General features: G+C 47.8%; 13 protein-coding genes and 1 tRNA gene. 7 read left to right on the top strand and 7 right to left on the bottom strand.

All coding sequences use genetic code 11. The features are described 5' to 3' along the window. Positions 1 to 200: 200 nt before the first annotated feature. Positions 201 to 2561, bottom strand: a complete 2361-nt coding sequence (locus ACO6V5_RS05215) for a DNA polymerase II (RefSeq protein WP_422411146.1) — start codon at positions 2559 to 2561, stop codon at positions 201 to 203. A gap of 862 nt (positions 2562 to 3423) precedes the next feature. Between ACO6V5_RS05215 and ACO6V5_RS05210 the strand changes: the two genes are divergently transcribed. From ACO6V5_RS05210 to maiA, 4 genes are all read left to right on the top strand, one after another. Next, complete coding sequence (locus ACO6V5_RS05210) at positions 3424 to 4632, top strand: hypothetical protein (RefSeq protein WP_422138140.1); 1209 nt, start codon at positions 3424 to 3426, stop codon at positions 4630 to 4632. 260 nt (positions 4633 to 4892) lie between these two features. Next, positions 4893 to 6206: a homogentisate 1,2-dioxygenase gene (gene hmgA / locus ACO6V5_RS05205; protein WP_422134010.1), complete on the top strand. Its 1314-nt coding sequence runs from the start codon at positions 4893 to 4895 to the stop codon at positions 6204 to 6206. A gap of 92 nt (positions 6207 to 6298) precedes the next feature. Then, on the top strand, positions 6299 to 7609 hold the full coding sequence (fahA, locus tag ACO6V5_RS05200) for a fumarylacetoacetase (protein WP_422134011.1): 1311 nt from the start codon (positions 6299 to 6301) through the stop codon (positions 7607 to 7609). A gap of 4 nt (positions 7610 to 7613) precedes the next feature. After that, a complete protein-coding gene (maiA, locus tag ACO6V5_RS05195) occupies positions 7614 to 8243 on the top strand; it encodes a maleylacetoacetate isomerase (protein WP_422134012.1) in 630 nt (209 codons plus the stop codon). 7 nt (positions 8244 to 8250) lie between these two features. Here maiA and ACO6V5_RS05190 read toward each other — a convergent pair whose 3' ends face one another. The 5 genes from ACO6V5_RS05190 to ACO6V5_RS05170 form a co-directional block, all read right to left on the bottom strand. Next, the gene (locus tag ACO6V5_RS05190; RefSeq protein WP_422138142.1) at positions 8251 to 10110 is read right to left on the bottom strand and encodes a DUF3857 domain-containing protein; all 1860 of its coding nucleotides are present in this window, start codon (positions 10108 to 10110) and stop codon (positions 8251 to 8253) included. A gap of 163 nt (positions 10111 to 10273) precedes the next feature. Beyond that, positions 10274 to 10498 carry a SecY-interacting protein Syd gene (locus ACO6V5_RS05185; protein ID WP_422134014.1) on the bottom strand — a complete coding sequence of 75 codons (225 nt, stop codon included), beginning with the start codon at positions 10496 to 10498 and terminating at the stop codon, positions 10274 to 10276. Positions 10499 to 10544: 46 nt separating this feature from the next. Next, complete coding sequence (locus ACO6V5_RS05180) at positions 10545 to 11015, bottom strand: hypothetical protein (RefSeq protein WP_422411142.1); 471 nt, start codon at positions 11013 to 11015, stop codon at positions 10545 to 10547. 311 nt (positions 11016 to 11326) lie between these two features. Beyond that, complete coding sequence (locus ACO6V5_RS05175) at positions 11327 to 11965, bottom strand: RING finger domain-containing protein (protein ID WP_422134016.1); 639 nt, start codon at positions 11963 to 11965, stop codon at positions 11327 to 11329. A gap of 248 nt (positions 11966 to 12213) precedes the next feature. Beyond that, positions 12214 to 12290: transfer RNA gene (locus ACO6V5_RS05170), tRNA-Val, on the bottom strand. 373 nt (positions 12291 to 12663) lie between these two features. On the opposite strand from ACO6V5_RS05170, the gene ACO6V5_RS05165 reads away from it, so the two are divergent. Continuing rightward, a complete protein-coding gene (locus ACO6V5_RS05165; protein ID WP_422138143.1) occupies positions 12664 to 13413 on the top strand; it encodes a hypothetical protein in 750 nt (249 codons plus the stop codon). Positions 13414 to 13502: 89 nt separating this feature from the next. Here the strand turns inward: ACO6V5_RS05165 and uvrB are convergent, their stop codons facing one another. After that, entirely contained in the window at positions 13503 to 15509 is a 2007-nt protein-coding gene (gene uvrB, locus ACO6V5_RS05160) for an excinuclease ABC subunit UvrB (RefSeq protein ID WP_422411139.1), read from the bottom strand. Between the two features lie 356 nt (positions 15510 to 15865). On the opposite strand from uvrB, the gene ACO6V5_RS05155 reads away from it, so the two are divergent. Next, positions 15866 to 17014: a pyridoxal phosphate-dependent aminotransferase gene (locus ACO6V5_RS05155; RefSeq protein ID WP_422411159.1), complete on the top strand. Its 1149-nt coding sequence runs from the start codon at positions 15866 to 15868 to the stop codon at positions 17012 to 17014. A gap of 149 nt (positions 17015 to 17163) precedes the next feature. After that, positions 17164 to 17958 (top strand): DMT family transporter, encoded by a 795-nt coding sequence (locus ACO6V5_RS05150; RefSeq protein WP_422134019.1) that lies wholly within the window; start codon positions 17164 to 17166, stop codon positions 17956 to 17958. Positions 17959 to 17970: the final 12 nt, after the last annotated feature.

The raw sequence follows: 17970 nt of genomic DNA, 5'->3' as shown, positions 1-17970 counted from the left end.
CCAGTTGGTTTCGCATATTCTGGCGAGTGGATTTTTTCATCCTTCAAGGCGCAACGACGGGCGCGTAGCCATAGCTACGCAACCAGAGTTGGAACGCAGAAGGGTGGAAAAAGCCGCCGTCCAGAATATGCGAAACCAACTGGTTAGGTACTTATGGGTGATGATGGTTAAGGCCCAGTCTGGCACGACGGGTTGAACCGTCAAAACAGTCCCATCTGTTCGTCAATCAAGGTATTAAAATCAAGATTTATAAACGGAAGAACACCCTCTGCCACCGGCTTTAGCTGCTTGTCGATGTAATGTTGATAATCAATGGGGCTGGTGCGATATTCCAGCGGCTCAGGGCCGTTGACGGTGATCAGGTATTGAATCCAGCCTTTTCGCTGGTACTTTAATGGTTTTCCCAGTGACTGATTGATCTCATCGGCTTTTCTGGCCGCCCTGACCTGAGGAGGAATGTGTTTAACATAGTCCCTGAGATTACGCCGCAGTCGCTTTCGGTACACCAGTTTGTCATCCCACTCTCCGGCCAGTGTTTTCTGCACAGTCTCCCTGACCAGGTTTACCGGAGATTGATCGTTAAACACCAACGAGAACAGCTCTGTTTGAAAATATTTTGCCAGTGCCGTCCAGTCAGAACGGACCGTTTCCAGTCCCTTGAATACCAGTTGCTGCCCGCTGGCAGTGGCTGTAATGCCGGCGTAGCGTTTTTTACTGCCGGTATCCGCGCCACGAATGGTCGGCATCAGAAACCTTCGGTAACAGGTTTCAAACTCAAGCTCCAGTGCCGAGTCCAGTTGATAATCCTCTTCTAATTTGGCTGTCCAGCGTTCATTAATCAGCCGCTCCAGTTCTTTCCCGGTGGACCTGGCCTGTTCATCGGAATAGGCTTCATTCAGGAGCACGAACGTAGAATCGGTATCGCCATAAATCACCTGATAGCCCTGCTCTTCTATCCAGCGGGCCGTCTGCTGCATGATTTCATGCCCTCGCAGGGTAATGGAGCTGGCCAGCCGGGTATCGTAGAAACGACATCCGCCTGAGCCCAGCACGCCATAAAAGGAATTCATAATAATCTTCAGCGCCTGGGAGCGGGCAGCATCCTTTTGCTTCTTGGCTTCATCCCGTTGGGCCCAGAAATAAGCAATGATATCTGGAAGAAAATGCCGGTCACGGGAGAACAGGCCGCCACGAAAACCGGGAATCGCCCCTTCTGGTTTCTGCAAACCTTCCACCAGTCCCAGTGGATCGATTTTGAAGGTTCTGATGATCGAAGGATAAAGGCTCTTGAAATCCAGAACGATGACATTGCGATAGAGTCCGGGAATGGAATCCATAACATACCCCCCCGGACTGGCCAGCCCTCCGCCTTCCGGTAAATTCGGAGCCACATAACCGGCCCTGTGCAAACGGGGCATATAAAGATTGGTGAATGCCTGGACTGAGCCACCCATGCGATCAAGCTCCAGCCCGGTCAGATGACTGCGTAATCTCAGGTAATCAAGAATGTTGGTGTGTTGAAAAATCTCTGCAACCAGTCGGCAGTCCTGCAGGTTGTAACGGGCCAGTTTTTCCTTGTTATGGAGGAAGTCATGATTAATGATAGCCATCCGGTTATCTACGTCTTCTGTCGCCTTACCTTTGCCCAGAAGCGTCTGTGCCACAAACTCCAGACTAAAGCTGTCAAACTGATAAGTGGCTGCCTTTAATGCCTCAATGCCGTCAATGACCATTCGACCCGGCAGGGTAATAAACCCCTGCCCACTATCACCCCTGCGACTTCTCCAGCTGGCTGCCTGTTGCCCCCGGCCCAGTTTCAACGACATGCCATGGCGTTCTGCCCGTTTAAGCAGCAGCCGAAAATCAAAATTAATGACATTCCAGCCAATCACTATGTCGGGGTCCAGAGTTCCGAGCGTCTCTTCAAGTGCCTCCAGAAGTGCTCTCTCACCAGCAACCCAATGTATCCAGTCAACCGGCTCCTGATCGCCCACCATGATGACCCGTTGAAAGTCCCCGGCCAAAAGTCCAATGGAGTAAAGTTCACCTCGCTCGGAACATTCAATATCCAGGGAGACCACCTTGAAGTCGGGATTAAACTCAGCAGGACGAATTCGCACCTTGCGGTATTCCTGATAGCCTGACTTCTGCACCAAATCACCCGTGAATGCCATGCCACCGTAAACAAAACGCTCCATCAGAAACCGGTCTGCCAGCCTGACATCGGCTTCCAGCAACTCTACACCCCTGGTACGAAAATAATCATGCATCTGAAACGATTGGTTCAGGTTTTGACTATAAAGGGCCGTGACTGGCTCATGGCGAAAGTTCTTCAGAGGCAGCGGCTTTGCCTCGATTGTTGGATAACTCCTGAAAAACTCACTCTGTAGTGGCTCAAACCCGGAGGAAACAACAAAACAGACGGGACGCTCTCCTTCAACCACCAGCTTTGCAGGGCCGTCATCAGTGACAACCCACAAAACAACTTCCGTCTGTCCTCTGCGGTCCTGGCTATGTCGGCTAAGAAGAAAGCCTTTGCGTACAGGCTGGGTGTTTGGCAAGTCAGTTCTCAAATGTTGTCTATTCGGTCAATCAGGTTCTGAGAGATATTAACATTGCCGCAATATCTCCGGGAGAGGAAAAATTGGTCATCTGTACGAATAATACCCATCGTGCTTTCTAACTCCCATGATGAGCATGGAGATTTGAGCCTTAAGACAAGGCGACGATCGCCAACGCAGGATTTAGGCTCAAATCTTCAGCGCAACAGGGAGTTAGAAAGCTCGATTGGTATAAAGTCTCAGGACTGGCTAAAAATGGAGAAACCTCAAGCTTTGCGGCGACCTCTAAGAATACGGGGTTATACACTCACTCGATGAATCTAATAAATGGCGAAAATTCCACTGCTGAACTATAAACTCCCGTGGAAACAGCAAAGTCCAGAGGGCTGGGGCCTGGTGATAGCTTCCTCTGTGAACTGGTCAGGTATACACAACTGCAAAAAACAACCACAAAAAAGCAGTTATACCAATCGTGCTTTCTAGCAGCCTGTCGGACTTAAGCGTCCGTAGCGAGGATTGCAAGAAATTGAGGATAAAAATCTCTGTTTCTGAGGAGAATAGCGAGCTATTTGACGAAGAAACAGGGATTTTTAGACCAATTTATTGCAACCGCAGTAGGACAGTCTTAAGTCCGACAGGCTGCTAGCTCCCGTGATGAGCATGGAGATTTGAGCCTTAAAACAAGGCGGCGTGAGGAGTCTTAGCCTTAGCTATGGCGACGATCGCCAAAGCAGGATTAAGGCTCAATTCTTCAGCGCAATAGGGAGTTAGAAAGTTCGTTTGGTACTAATTCCCGGTACGAAAAGGTTCAGCCTGACATTTCCTGACAATAAATCAGTTACCCCAATTAAGGATATGAACAATGGAAACACTGTGTAAGATATCAGCACTGTTGTCGTGCTTGTTATCTATAGGTTCAGTCGCTCATTCAGATCTATCGAAAGAAGAACAATTTAACTTATTGAGCCATTACAATAATGCTTCGTTAGTTGAAGATAGCCTGAAACTGGTCAGTAGCAGTTCCGGGCTGGCCGTTTCCACTTTGATCAATTACGGATTCTGGTACGGCATCTGCAGATCACCCGAGCTGGTATCTACCCTCACAGGCCGATCTGGCCTGTCTGGCACACAGCAAAATGAGTTACAAGAGGTCAAATCATCTTTTTGTAATCAACTGGCAGCCGTTATTACCTCCACTGAGGTTGCTTTAGTCGGACACGTATCGCCGTACTGGTCCCTTCGGCGGCCCCTGTGGCAACCGCTGCGATATGTAGGAACAGGATTCGTTGGTTTCAGAGCATACACGACTGACGACCCTTATTTTATACCCATAACAATCGCATACTTTACCCATGAGGTAATGGCAAGAACAGTAGCCGAAGCTGAGACCATAAAGGATTTAAGGGACCGTGACATTCGTTCAATCAAGCCTGAAAAAATTACCCTTCTTGAATATGCCATCTTGAAATCCATCACAGGCTTGATGGTCGGGGCAATAGTTTATGAGCGGTTGGCCGCCAGAGGCTCTACTCTTAATGCAATCTTTGCTTATGTGCTGTCTAACTTGATGGCACATTCAGTGATGTCAAAAATCTATATGTCAACATATAATTCAGACGATGCTCATGCAGTCGAGGTGGAAGCAGGAGCAAAAGCTTTGACCGCAACCAAAGAATTAGCCGGAACAAGGGCCGTTGCCACAATCGGAGCCATCGGAGCAGTAGCTTTCTGGATCTCTGACCCAGTCTTGTCCGTTATCGCATTCTATACTCTGGCCTTCTCTCTAGGAAAAATTGAAACCAGTATCCCGCATTCAGGTGATTGCGGAAGTACAGTCGGGGCCGTCGTCATGTTTCTTCTGTCGAGTCAAAAATCAAACCTGGACTCAAACCATTTATTGAAAAACGTCGCTTTTACCCTGGTTCCTGCATTGACAATCGCTCTGATCAATGGCGTTTCAAACAATGCTGTTTATGGTTACTCACTTGAAGAAAGTTTCACCGAAACAGTCCGTAACCAATGGCAGAAACTCTATGCCCCTTTGGATTATTTGCACACCTTGTTTAATTGACCTGTTGCACACACGACTTCTGTCGTCATGAAGGTAAGCCGTGGAGAGAAAAGCTCACAGGACTTGTGATAAAGAGAGAGCCCTGAAGGAGCCGGATTTAACACTGTCGCAGCAGCGCCGGGAGATTAAAAATCCAGAATCCTTATGGACAAACTCTCAGGACTGGCTAAAAATGGAAACAATTCAGGACCTCGACAAACAGCTTTCATCCTTACCCGGCAATTAGGCTTGGAAATAAGAAAAACGATAGGTTCAGTTTGATGACATTACCTGACGATCTTGAATACCAGACGGGCTTTGGTAACGAACACGAAACAGAGGCATTACCCGGTGCCCTGCCCAAGGCCTGCTTCAACCCTCAGAAGGTGGCTTACGGGCTCTATTGTGAACAGTTTTCCTCCACGGCCTTCACAGCCCCCAAACACCAGAACCGCCGGACCTGGACTTATCGAATCCGCCCCTCTGTTGTTCAGGGAGACTTCCAGCCCTGGGAGAACAATCCCCTGCTGGAAACCGCCCCCCTGACAGACCTGCCGCCTGTGCCAAGTCCGCTTCGTTGGGACCCACTGCCCGCTCCGAAACAACCGACTGATTTTATCAGTGGTCTGACTACCCTTGCGGCTAATGGTAAAGCCATTACACAGATCGGTAGTGCCATTCATCTGTACGCCGCTAACCAGAGCATGGAAAAGCGTTTTTTTTATAATGCCGATGGCGAGCTGCTGATTGTGCCACAGTCAGGCGCTCTGATGATCTGTACCGAACTGGGTCGATTACAGGTTAGCCCGGGAGATATCGCCGTGATTCCGCGAGGTATGAAATTCAGAGTGGATCTTCTGGAGAGTCAGGCCAGTGGTTATCTCTGCGAAAACTATGGAGCCCCTCTGACACTGCCGGAACGCGGCCCGGCAGGCGCCAATGGCTTCGCCAATGACCGGGATTTCCAATACCCCGTTGCCTGGTATGAAGACGAAGAAGGTAACTTCGAACTGATCGCTAAATTTGCTGGTCACCTTTATGCCTGTGAGCTCGATCACTCACCCCTGGATGTCGTTGCCTGGGTGGGAACTTCGGCACCCTATAAATACGAGCTGTCCCGTTTCAATGTCATCAATACGGTGAGCTATGACCATCCGGACCCCTCTATCTTTACGGTTCTGACCTCCCAATCTCACTCACCCGGCGTAGCCAACCTGGATTTTGTCATCTTCCCTCCCCGCTGGATGGTGGCTGAAAACACCTTCCGCCCCCCTTGGTATCACCGCAATATTATGAGTGAGTTTATGGGGCTGATTCAGGGTGTTTACGACGCCAAGGAAAAAGGGTTTGTACCCGGTGGCAGCAGTCTGCATAACTGTATGTCACCCCACGGTCCCGAGGCGGAGGTATTCAGGAAAGCCAGCGAAGCGGAGCTGAAGCCCGTGCGTTATGAAAACACTCTGGCGTTCATGTTTGAATCCCGATATGTCTACGTACCCTCAAAATTTGCCATGGAGAGCAACCTGCGACAAAAAGACTATCTTAAATGCTGGTCTGGCCTGAAGAAGCATTTTGATCCCAGTCAGAAGCCTTAAGTCAGACAGTCATTAACAACAAAAATCACGCGTGCCAGATAGGCTGTTTGCAGTTGCTGGTACCCTGCTTCTTGATGCATTCAGGATGACCAATGATTTCAATGAACGAGACCCATGACGTTAATCTAACCAGCTGGGTAATTTGTGCCAACAAATTGGATGCCGACTTTACCATTCAGAATCTGCCTTTTGCTGTTTTTCGCACAGGCAGTGAGCCTTTCCGCTGTGGCGTAGCCATTGGCAACCAGATTCTGGACCTGAAGGCAACGGACGCACTGAAGCCATTTGACGGCAAGGCAGCCGTGGCACTGACAGCCTGTGCCCAGGAAAATTTAACGCCCCTGATGGAGTTGGGCTTTGAATACTGGAGCGCTCTCAGGCTCAGCCTGTCCAGAGCACTGAGAACAGGCTCGGAACTGGAGAGCCAACTGAAGCCCTGTCTGATCACCATGAACAAAGCCGAATTCGCCCTGCCCTGCCAGATTCGGGATTACACGGACTTCTATTCCTCTATCTATCACGCTACAGCCGTAGGTTCACTGTTCAGACCCGACAATCCTCTGCTACCCAACTATAAGTGGGTGCCCATTGGCTACCACGGCAGGGCCTCATCCATTGGGGTTTCAGGACAAACTTTTCACCGTCCGGTTGGTCAAACCAAAGCACCGGACGCAGAACAACCTTCCTTTGGTCCCTGTAAACGACTGGACTATGAGCTTGAAATGGGCATTTTCATCGGTCAGGGCAACCCTTTGGGTGACCCTATTGCGTTGGATAAGACCGATCAGCATGTATTTGGCCTGTGTCTTCTCAATGATTGGTCTGCACGAGACATTCAGGCCTGGGAATACCAGCCCCTGGGACCGTTTCTGGCCAAAAGCTTTGCCTCCACTATTTCGCCCTGGATCGTGACGCTGGAAGCACTGGCTCCATATCGAACCAGTTATCTTCGTCCTGCCGATGATCCACAACCTCTGCCTTATTTGAGCTCGGAAGAAAACACTCGTCTGGGCGCTCTGGACATTCAGCTGGAAGTCCTCCTGCAAACACCCGCCATGAAAGGTTCTCAACAAAGCATGGAAAAGCTGTCTCAATCCAGCTTCAAACATTCTTACTGGAGTGTGGGCCAGATGGTGGCTCATCACGCCAGTAATGGTTGTAACCTGCAATCCGGCGATTTGCTGGGAACGGGTACCCAGTCAGGCCCCAGGCCAGAGGAAGCAGGCTCACTGCTGGAGCTGACCCGGGGTGGTAAGGAGGCTATAAACCTGACCAATGGTGAACAAAGAAGGTTCCTGCAGGACGGAGATACCGTGATCATGAGAGGCTGGTGCGAGAAAGAAGGCACGGCCAGAATCGGCTTTGGTGAAGTCTCGGCCACTCTTCTGCCAGCAAAGGGATAACACAATGAAGCTATACAGCTACTTCCGATCTTCAGCGGCTTACCGGGTCAGGATTGCCCTGAACCTGAAAGGGGTGGATTACGAACTGGTTCCGGTTAACCTGTTGAAGTCAGAACAGACAAAGGATAAATATAAAAACATTCAACCCCAGGGACTGGTACCGGCACTGGAAGTCGGCAATAACAGGCTGATTCAGTCCATGGCTATCATGGAATGGCTTGAAGAAACCTGTCCGGAACCAGCCATTATTCCCGGTGATGCCTGGCAGAAAGCCCGGATTCGAAGTCTGGCCAATATCATCAGCTGCGATATCCATCCTCTGAATAATCTGAGAACACTAAAATATCTGAAGTCAGAATTTGCAATCAGTGACGAGCAAAAAAACCAATGGTACCAGCACTGGATAAAAACAGGTTTTGATGCCTGTGAGCAGCAATTGGGGGATGACCCTTTCTGTATCGGAGACACCCCTACCCTGGCCGACATCTGTCTGATACCTCAGGTCTACAATGCCTTGCGGTTTAACGTGCCATTAAGGGATTATCCAAAAATCCAGAGGATCCACCAGCACTGTAATGAACTCAATGCATTTATTGATGCCAGTCCAGAGCAACAGCCTGACAGCACCTTATGATTGAAGCTCAGCGTCGCTTCAAAGCAATGACGGCACGGCGATCATTAATAGCCAGGTAGGCCAACCGCTCGAATTCAGGGTATTCACCGGGTTGATAGAGGTTTTTCTTAATGACGATCTGCCGCTTCACAACCAGAGTATTACCCTCCATCCTGTAATGACTGCTGTAAGTGCCGGCCTGATTATCCACCTTCAAATTTTCCGGAAGCCGGGTGACTTTATAATTTTTGGGGAGTTTCATTCGGTGCTCCCAATGATAATGCCGGGGTCCGACCGTAAACGGGTACTTGCGCTCTCCATCCACCAGATAGGTTCTCAGCGCCAGCACATCTTGAAAATCCAGCCCTGGTGCAGTGGTGATAAATCCTTCCTTGCCCAGTTCAAAAGCGTGAGGGCTGTGCCATTTACCCTTATAGGCGGGCTGTGTTTTCAGATCATAAGCAGACGCACCCTGAGAGATAGAGCCAAAACCGCCGATCAGGGTGTCCGCCAGCAGATTACTGGCCTTCCATTCACCGCTGCCACTGGCTGCCAGCAGCTCGCGAATCTCTTCTCCGATGGTTCCAGTCCCGGTGACTTTACTCTCTCCTCTCAAAAATCCATTCCCGGACAGCACCGACTGGTTTTTTACCCAATAACGGTTCTGATCCGGTTGCATGACGGGAAGAAATTGAGTTTCACCTTCAGGGCTGGCCAGCACCACTCGCTTGCCCGAAAGACTGTAATCCAGTGATCCGAATGGAGACAGGGGTGAAACGGGATTGAGCCAGGTGTTCATTTCAGGAATGTATAACAGCGCATGATTAAACTGCATGGAAGTCGGTACCGGCCAATCCTTATAGCTGTTATCCCAGCTGACCAATGCCGACTTTGACTCTATACCACGGGCTTTTAACAATGCCTGCAACAACAGAGCCTGATCTTTGCAGTCGCCATAACCATGAAGAAGAATCTCTTCCACCGGGTGAGGGACCAGCGTATCTTCAAGGTTGTAGCTCAGAGACAGGTAATTAATATTTTGGGCCACCCAGTTATAGATGAGTTCTGCCTCCTCCCGTGGATGCCTGGCTCCGCGGGTGATCTCTTCAGCCAACTGACGGATTTCTTCACTGTCAGCCTGTCTGTTCAGACTACTTTCGTAGTATATCTGGCCGATCTCTTCCCAGCTTTTCAGAGAGGTTATCGCAAACATGGGCAGCACATCATCCGGGCTGACCATATTTGGCTCCATCTCCTGATAAGGGAAGTTTTCAAGGCTGACCGTCAACTCTTTACGCTTGCCTTTCCAAAGCTCTTTAACAGAGAAATTGCCTCTGCTCCCCCATTTCATGGGTTTGTTTTCAGGCAGCACAATGGTAGCTGCCAATTTCTTTTGTTCCAGTTCCAATTCGGGTTGCAGCACCATGTTAAAGCCCATGGGGCTGTCCTTGTTCACCACATGCTCAAACTTCAGTTTCATGGTGCTGCCTGGTGTCAACCGGGAGAAAATCACCACGACTTCCCTGGAACGCCGCTCCTGATCACGCCCTCCCAGATCCTGTTCATAAATATTATCTTTTTCAACAGGGAACACCTTACCATCCGGATGGGTAATCGAAGCTTCCAGAACCTTCAGGGATTCATTCTCGGAAAAATAACTGTAGTGGTATTCCTGCAACTCCTCAGCACCTGCAGGAGTCAACACCTGATACTCAAAGGTTACAATACGGGTGTAACTCAGATCGTCGTTGATCTCTATATGATATTCCGCCAACAGACTGCGATAGTCCTGAACAGCTTCATCCGCCAGAACCAACCCCGAAATAACCAGCAACAAGAAAGACAGAAGAGCAGAACAAGCACGCATAAAATATCTCGAATCAGACATAACTCCCCCTTTAACAATTAATGGAACTTTCTAAAAATTAATGAAACTCACTCAATAACTTTGACCGTCAATATATAAAAAAGTTCAGGGCAGAGTGTATTTTTAAACACTGAAAGACATTGAAGCAGTCCTGGATTCCTTCGGTATCTGACATCAGAGCAACTCAAGAAACCTTATTGCACGCTGGCCGCTTTGCAAGGCTCAGCATTGTTAGAAACTGAGCCATATTGTCTGATACTTTGCAATGAAGTTTTTTACCAACTTTTTCCACCCAAACCTCACCGGTTTCATTATTCAGGGTAAGATTGATATCTTCCATATCAGTGACGACAAAAAACAGGGTCAGAGGCTGTCGGAGTGATAGTGCTGAACTTTCACCTTGTCTCAATTCGTTCCCATATTCTGGAGGCCGCCGTGCGCACCTGAACCAGTCGTCAGGTGCGAGTCAATTGCGGGAGAGCCTCTTTTAATCCAAGTGAGCTGTATACTTGTGAAGGGTCTATTGGGGAAGCAGGGTCAAATTTTATTAAGCTTTTGATCAATGTATTTAAAGAACCGCTTCCCCGCATTGTTTCATCTATGATTTTATCAAGTTCAACTTTATCTTTAAGCTTGTCATCAACCTGATAGCAGGCTTTGCATTTATAAGTAACACTCTCTTTGCACTCATGAGATTCTTTCAATTTACAATAAAGAACAATTAATCCGATATTTTTCATGATTTCATTTTTCTCGGCAGGAATGTCAAAACATGCACTGTTAAAGTCTATGAATTTCAAAACTCCCTGATTGAAAAAATACACGACATCATTATCAAAAAGATCCTTGTTTTGAATCCCATTTTTCAACATAAATTCAGCAGCTCTTGACAGGTTATCAATGATAAAATTTCTTGTCTTAAACAATTTGTCGGTATTCTGTCCACATTATATACCTGATAATTCAAATTCAATTTATAACATCAGAGCATTACTTCTCTTTAAAGTTCATTGGAAAATAAATGTTTTTCGATGTATTCAAAAACTCACTGAACTCTGAACTTATGTCACTCCAGACTATCTGACCAACTCATTTATAATCTCGTTGGCAATTCTTTGAGACGTCCCTTGGCATCAACACTCTCTGAACTGGTACTTTTGAACTAGTCATCATTTTTCGACTCAAAGTATATATGAGTAGGAGATACAACAACAGGAGCAAGCTCTTATCTCAAAGCTTAAAGTCCGCTGGCCTGCGTTCTACCGCCATTCCCCAGGCTGCGGCCAATTTCAATCAACATATTTAGCCCTTCCGAGCGATTAAGGTCAGGGTCCTCCGGGTGCCTGTTAAATCTAAAGTTATCAGCTCCAATCAACACATTTAGCGCTTGCGAGTGATCAGTGTCAGGGTCCTCCGGATGCTGGATAGGTGTGAAGCTATAAGCTGCCATCAAGGCATCAACAGGTGAGTCCTCTTGCTGGATTGTCCTATCTTTGAGGGGAGTTCTACACAAAGGACATTGATCTCCACGCTGTAGCCAGGTTTCCAGACAAGATGTATGAAAATAATGGTTGCATTTGGTAACCGATACTTTTTTTCCTGCAAAACAGAATTTACAAATAGTACATTCGTCCTCTTGCATGTATTCAGTAGCGGGCTGGTAATATTGGCTAGAAGAGCTTGTGATTCTGTTCATAATATTTATTCCTGATCGGCTGATTGTGCTTGTTTGACTTGCGTTAACTCTTTCAGTTCCTTGGTCCCTGGTATTTTTTGTCGTTATTGAATAGCCGTAACCATTTAATCGGAGTTGTAACACCAATCGTGTTTTCCAACTCCCGTGGTGAGCATGAAGATATTGGACTTCTTCGTTCATGGCGTTCTCCAGGTTTCCGAGTCGGACCGGCAGAAAAACAGGGACCTGAAAGTAGCTATGTTCAGATGTACATGGGCCACTCAACTGGAAAAATGACGACGGAATACCAGGAAGGACACGAGATCAGATACGAGTCTGTAGAAGCTGAACTGAGCTTGGAAGGTTTGGAGATTTGATCGTTTTTTTACGACGCAAAAAAAGCCCACTGTAAAAAATGGGCTTTTCGTTGGTGAGATCAATCACTTATATGGTAGGCGGTACTGGAGTCGAACCAGCGACCTTTACGATGTCAACGTAACGCTCTAACCAGCTGAGCTAACCGCCTGAAGTTGCTGCGTATAGTATCAACGCTGCTGAAAAATGCAACCCCCGATTCCCGATTAATCTAAAAGAAAATCAGGCGCTTAGCTGAACATCAGCTTGGTTAAAATATGTACAAAACAGAGCATGGATATACCTGAAAATCAGTCCAGATTTCTGTGCAAAAAACGTTCATTTTTTGCCCTTTTACCGCCAGCAGGCAGTCGGCAATTTTTTTAGGCGTCCCTTCGCATCATTCCCTGACCTGGTACTTTTGAACTATTTCTCATTTTTCAAGTCAAAGTATTATGTAGGTGAACTAATCATCCCTTCAGAAAAATTAATTTTTATCCAGAAGGATATATTTTCGTATCAATTAACTGATTTAGGAGAGAAACATGTTACTAATTAATAAAAAACTTCGTTTAAAAACCGCCTTCTTATTTCTTTTTGTTTTTTCTTCAAGCATCGGCGCTATTAAAGCACAAGCATTTGACATTGAGGAAGAGAAAAGAAAAGCTCAAGCAAGTGGTTTTTTAGTCAAGGCTACTATCTTTCAGAGCACCACTACCACAGTGACGGAAAGCAAATCGGTTAATGGAAAACTAAAGAGCTTTAAACAAATAAAAAGTCACTCACACAATAGCAAGATCATTTCTGTAATCAATAGACCACAGAGCCTGACTCGTCATGATTTTTATGCCGGGGCTGGTCTATTGACTATCAGCTCTGACATTAAAAGTGGAAGTAATGAAATCAAGATTTCTTTGATGGGTGCTGACAAGGGGCAATATGTAACCTTGACACTTTTCAATCAGCCACACTATTTCCAGATAACTCAGACTGCATTTTCAAATCAGAAAAAAAGTACCAACAGCATCATCCCAATCAATAGAGGTGCAAGTGCCATTCACGGTAAAGCTCATTTAAGCTGGTCTGTCAGTGGCGCTACTAAACGATTCAATGTATATGTTGGTAATATTCAGCTGGCCAGCTTTGATACCCCCAACTTCCCGGTAAAAGAAGTATTTATAGATAATGGTGGTGAGACGGTCAGAGCTGAATTACAAACTGTTTCAAACCACAATGGTCAACTGCTCGTTACAATGGATATGGCTGAGGCTTTTTCTCACAATTTTATCCATTAATACCCGTCGCACCGGGCTTAATACCGGTGCGTCAGAACGCTGATCCCCACAGACAATCGATGCTGGGCTGGCTTAGGAAGAGAGTCAATTCATTTCAATACCCGATCCCTGAGCCTGGCCACCTGATCACGGACAGCTGCCGCTTCTTCAAACTCCAGATTGCGGGCATGTTCCGTCATCTTGTTTTCCAGCTTACTGATCTCTTTAGCCAGTTCCTGAGCCGACATCTCATGGTGATAGTCCGCTTTCGGCTCAGCAACCTTGCGACTGGGCTGCCCTTTCTTCTTGCCGGGAATGACTGCGCCTTCAAGAATATCCGCAACCGATTTATGGACACTCTTCGGGGTAATCCCGTGCTCTTCGTTGTAGGCAAGCTGTTTTTTTCGGCGACGTTCGGTTTCATCAATCGCCCGCTGCATTGAGCCCGTGATTTTGTCGGCGTAGAGAATAGCCTTACCATTAATATTACGGGCTGCACGACCAATGGTCTGAATCAGAGAGCGATCAGAACGCAGGAAACCTTCCTTGTCGGCATCAAGAATAGCCACCAACGAAACTTCCGGCATATCGAGACCTTCTCTTAACAGGTTAATGCCTACCAGCACGTCAAACGTCCCAATCCGCAGATCACGAATGATCTCAACCCGCTCTACTGTATCGATACCAGAATGCAAATAGCGACAGCGAACACCGTTTTCATGGAGATAATCGGTTAAATCTTCCGCCATGCGCTTGGTCAGGGTCGTTACCAGAACCCTGTCGCCTTTAGCCACGGTTTTATTAAGCTCAGTCAACAGATCATCCACCTGGGTCGTGGCAGGACGAACTTCAATCTCCGGATCAACCAGCCCGGTGGGTCGAACCACCTGATCCACTATCTGTCCCTGATGTTCCGCTTCATAAGGGCCGGGAGTCGCGGAAACAAAAATAGTTTGCGGGCGTCGTCCTTCCCACTCTTCAAACTTCAGGGGCCGGTTATCCAGCGCAGAAGGCAGTCTGAAGCCATACTCCACAAGGGTCTCCTTACGAGAACGGTCGCCTTTGTACATCCCACCCACCTGGGGCACCGTGACGTGTGATTCGTCAATCACACACAAGGCATTGTCAGGAATATAATCAAACAGTGTCGGTGGTGCTTCGCCGGGTTGAGTGCCTGAGAGATAGCGGGAATAGTTTTCGATACCCGTGCAGTAGCCCAGCTCCAGCATCATTTCCACATCGTACTTGACCCTCTGCTCCAGACGCTGTGCTTCCACCAGCTTATTGTTATTTCTGAGCACTTCCAGACGTTCAACCATTTCGTCTTTGATAGCTTCTGTGGCTTCAATGATGGTCTGACGAGGTGTGACATAGTGAGTCTTGGGGTAAATAGTCACCCGGGGCAGTTTTCTGAGCACTTCGCCGGTCAGAGGATCAAATTCACTGATTTCCTCCACCTCTTCATCAAACAGCTCCAGCCTGATGGCTTCTTTTTCAGATTCTGCCGGGAAGATATCAATGACATCACCACGAACACGATAAGTAGCCCTTTTCAATTCTGTATCGTTGCGGGTATATTGCAGCTCGGCCAACCTGCGCAAAACCTCCCGCTGGTCAATCATTTCACCCCGGGAAATATGCAACATCATCTTCAGGTAAGATTTGGGATCACCCAGACCGTAAATCGCTGAAACCGTCGCAACAATAATGGCATCTTCCCTTTCCATCAACGCTTTAGTGGCCGAAAGTCTCATCTGCTCAATGTGCTCATTGACCGAGGCATCTTTCTCGATAAAGGTGTCCGAACTGGGCACGTATGCTTCAGGCTGGTAATAATCGTAGTAGGAAACAAAATACTCAACCGCATTGCCAGGGAAAAACTCCTTGAACTCGCCATACAGCTGGGCAGCCAAAGTCTTGTTATGGGCCATAACAATAGCGGGTCTTTGCAGCTTTTCAATGACATTGGCAATGGTGAAGGTTTTCCCTGAACCGGTCACCCCCAGCAATGTCTGGCAGGCCAGTCCCGAATGAATGCCGGACAGCAGCTTTTCAATGGCTTCAGGCTGATCTCCGGAAGGCTGAAATTTTGATGATACCTTGAATGTCTTTCCCATACGTATCCACTGGCAGAAGCGCTTAAATTATTTGTTGATTATAAACAGCCCAGGACAGGAAATGCAGCCAGAGAACACTGCACTTAATCAGGAAAAGCAACCACCATCGGTGTGTCGCAAAAATGTAACCAGACTTCCGTTTTCAGATGGCGCAGTGAAGAGGGCTTGTGTATGATGCGCATTGCTGATGCGTGATTCCCTGACAAGTCAGCTTGTCAACCTTATAAGATTCGCACCGGAATCAGTATCAGTCAGGACACTGGCTGAGCATTGCGCCAGATTGTCTGACTTTATACGGGTTTGAAAAACGATTAACGAGGAACATCGTGACTGGTCAACCTTCCCACCGCGTTCAGATGGTCAAACCATCACCTACCATGGCAGTCACTGCCCGAGCCGCTGAACTTCGCGCCGCCGGACACGACATTATTGGCCTGGGTGCCGGTGAACCCGACTTCGATACCCCTGATCACATCAAGGCTGCTGCGATCAGGGCCATTAACGAAGGAAAAACCAAGTACACTGCCGTTGACGGTACTGTAGAACTGAAACAGGCCATTATCGATAAGTTCAGGCGCGACAATGGTCACGAATATGCGCCAGACCAGATTCTGGTTTCCTCCGGTGGTAAACAGAGCTTCTTCAATCTCTGTCTGGCACTGATCAATAAGGGTGATGAGGTCGTTATTCCTGCCCCTTACTGGGTTTCCTACCCGGATATGGTCACTATTGCTGAAGGTGTCCCGGTGATCGTCAAGGGCAGCCTTGAGAACCGTTTCAAACTGACTCCGGAGCTTCTGGAATCGGCCATTACAACAAAAACCAGGCTGGTAGTTCTGAACAGCCCCTCCAACCCGTCCGGTACAGCCTACACCCGCAAAGAGCTGGAAGGTCTGGCCGCTGTTCTGCTGAAACACCCCCATGTTATGGTGGCTACTGATGATATGTACGAGCACATCCTCTGGAGTGATGAGCCTTTCTGCAACATCCTGATGGCCTGCCCGGAACTGTACGACAGAACAATTGTTCTGAACGGTGTATCCAAGGCTTACTCCATGACCGGATGGCGTATTGGTTATGCCGGTGGACCCGCCTGGCTGATCAAAAACATGAAAAAGATTCAGTCACAGAGTACCTCCAACCCCTGCTCTGTTGCCCAGGCTGCGGCGACTGAAGCTCTGGCCGGTTCACAGGAGTGTGTAAAAGAGATGCTAGTCTCTTTCAAAAAGCGTCATGACTATGTCGTAGGTCGTCTGAAGAAGCTGCCTGGTGTTACCACCATTGAAAGCGACGGTACTTTCTATACCTTCCCTGATTTCAGCGAAGCCATGCAGAAGCTGGGCTTTGAAAAAGACACCCAACTGGCAGAGATGCTCCTGGAAAAAGGCGTTGCCCTGGTACCGGGCTCAGCCTTTGGCATGGAAGGCTGTATGCGTCTATCCTACGCCACCAGTGATGAAGCCCTGGAAAAAGCCCTGGATCGAATGGAAGCAGCACTCAGTTGATCTTTCTCGTCATCCCAGCCAGCATTCTTTCCGAATGCTGGTCGTAGAATTACCTTTCGCTGCAATTACCTCTTGAAATGAAAACCATTTGGTTAACGAGCCTGGCCCTCATAGCATTCGCGGGAAATTCCATTCTGTGCAGATTGGCTTTGGGTGATAACGAGATTGACGCCGTTAGCTTTACGTGGATTCGATTACTTAGCGGCGTTTTGGTATTGCTGCTGATACTCAAGTTATCCCGATTCAATTGCGTTTCAACATCAAAAGGGAGCTGGAAAGCTTCCTTCATGTTATTTCTTTACGCCATCGCTTTTTCTTTTGCCTACCTCTCTCTGAATACGGGAACAGGGGCATTAATCTTGTTCGCTTCGGTACAAATTACGATTATTGTTGCTGAGCTTGTTACAGGAAAAAAACTTTTACCTGTTGAGTGGTTGGGTGCTTTTATTGCATTTCTGGGTTTTGTTTATCTGGTAATACCCGGTTTGTCCACGCCGTCACTGACGGGATTTATCCTGATGACTGTCTCCGGCGTAGCCTGGGGCTTCTATACGCTTGCTGGCAGGGGCTCACAAAATCCGCTGGGAGACACCACTTATAATTTTGTTCGTACGCTACCATTTGTATTGATTTTGGGGCTTGTATCCATTCAGGACAGCCGCTTGTCCACCGAAGGTGTCATATTGGCAGTGGTATCTGGTGGCGTCACATCGGGGATTGGTTACATGATCTGGTATATCGCGCTGGCGGGGCTTTCTGGCACACAATCGGCTGTCGTGCAATTGCTCGTTCCTGTTATTGCCGCAATAGGAGGTGTGTTGTTTACCAACGAGACCTTATCTATGAGACTTGTTCTGTCTTCACTGATGATACTTGGCGGTATCTTGACCTTGATTTCAGGAAAACACTTTTTTGTTCAGCGAGCCAAAAACCAAACAAAGTAGCAGTGAAAACTC

Origin of the sequence: Endozoicomonas sp. ALD068 (assembly GCF_049310145.1) — a bacterium.
In the GTDB taxonomy this organism is placed as follows: Bacteria; Pseudomonadota; Gammaproteobacteria; order Pseudomonadales; family Endozoicomonadaceae; genus Endozoicomonas_A.
The sequence above is the reverse complement of the archived record's forward strand: the minus strand, read 5'-3'. Positions and strand labels throughout refer to the sequence as shown.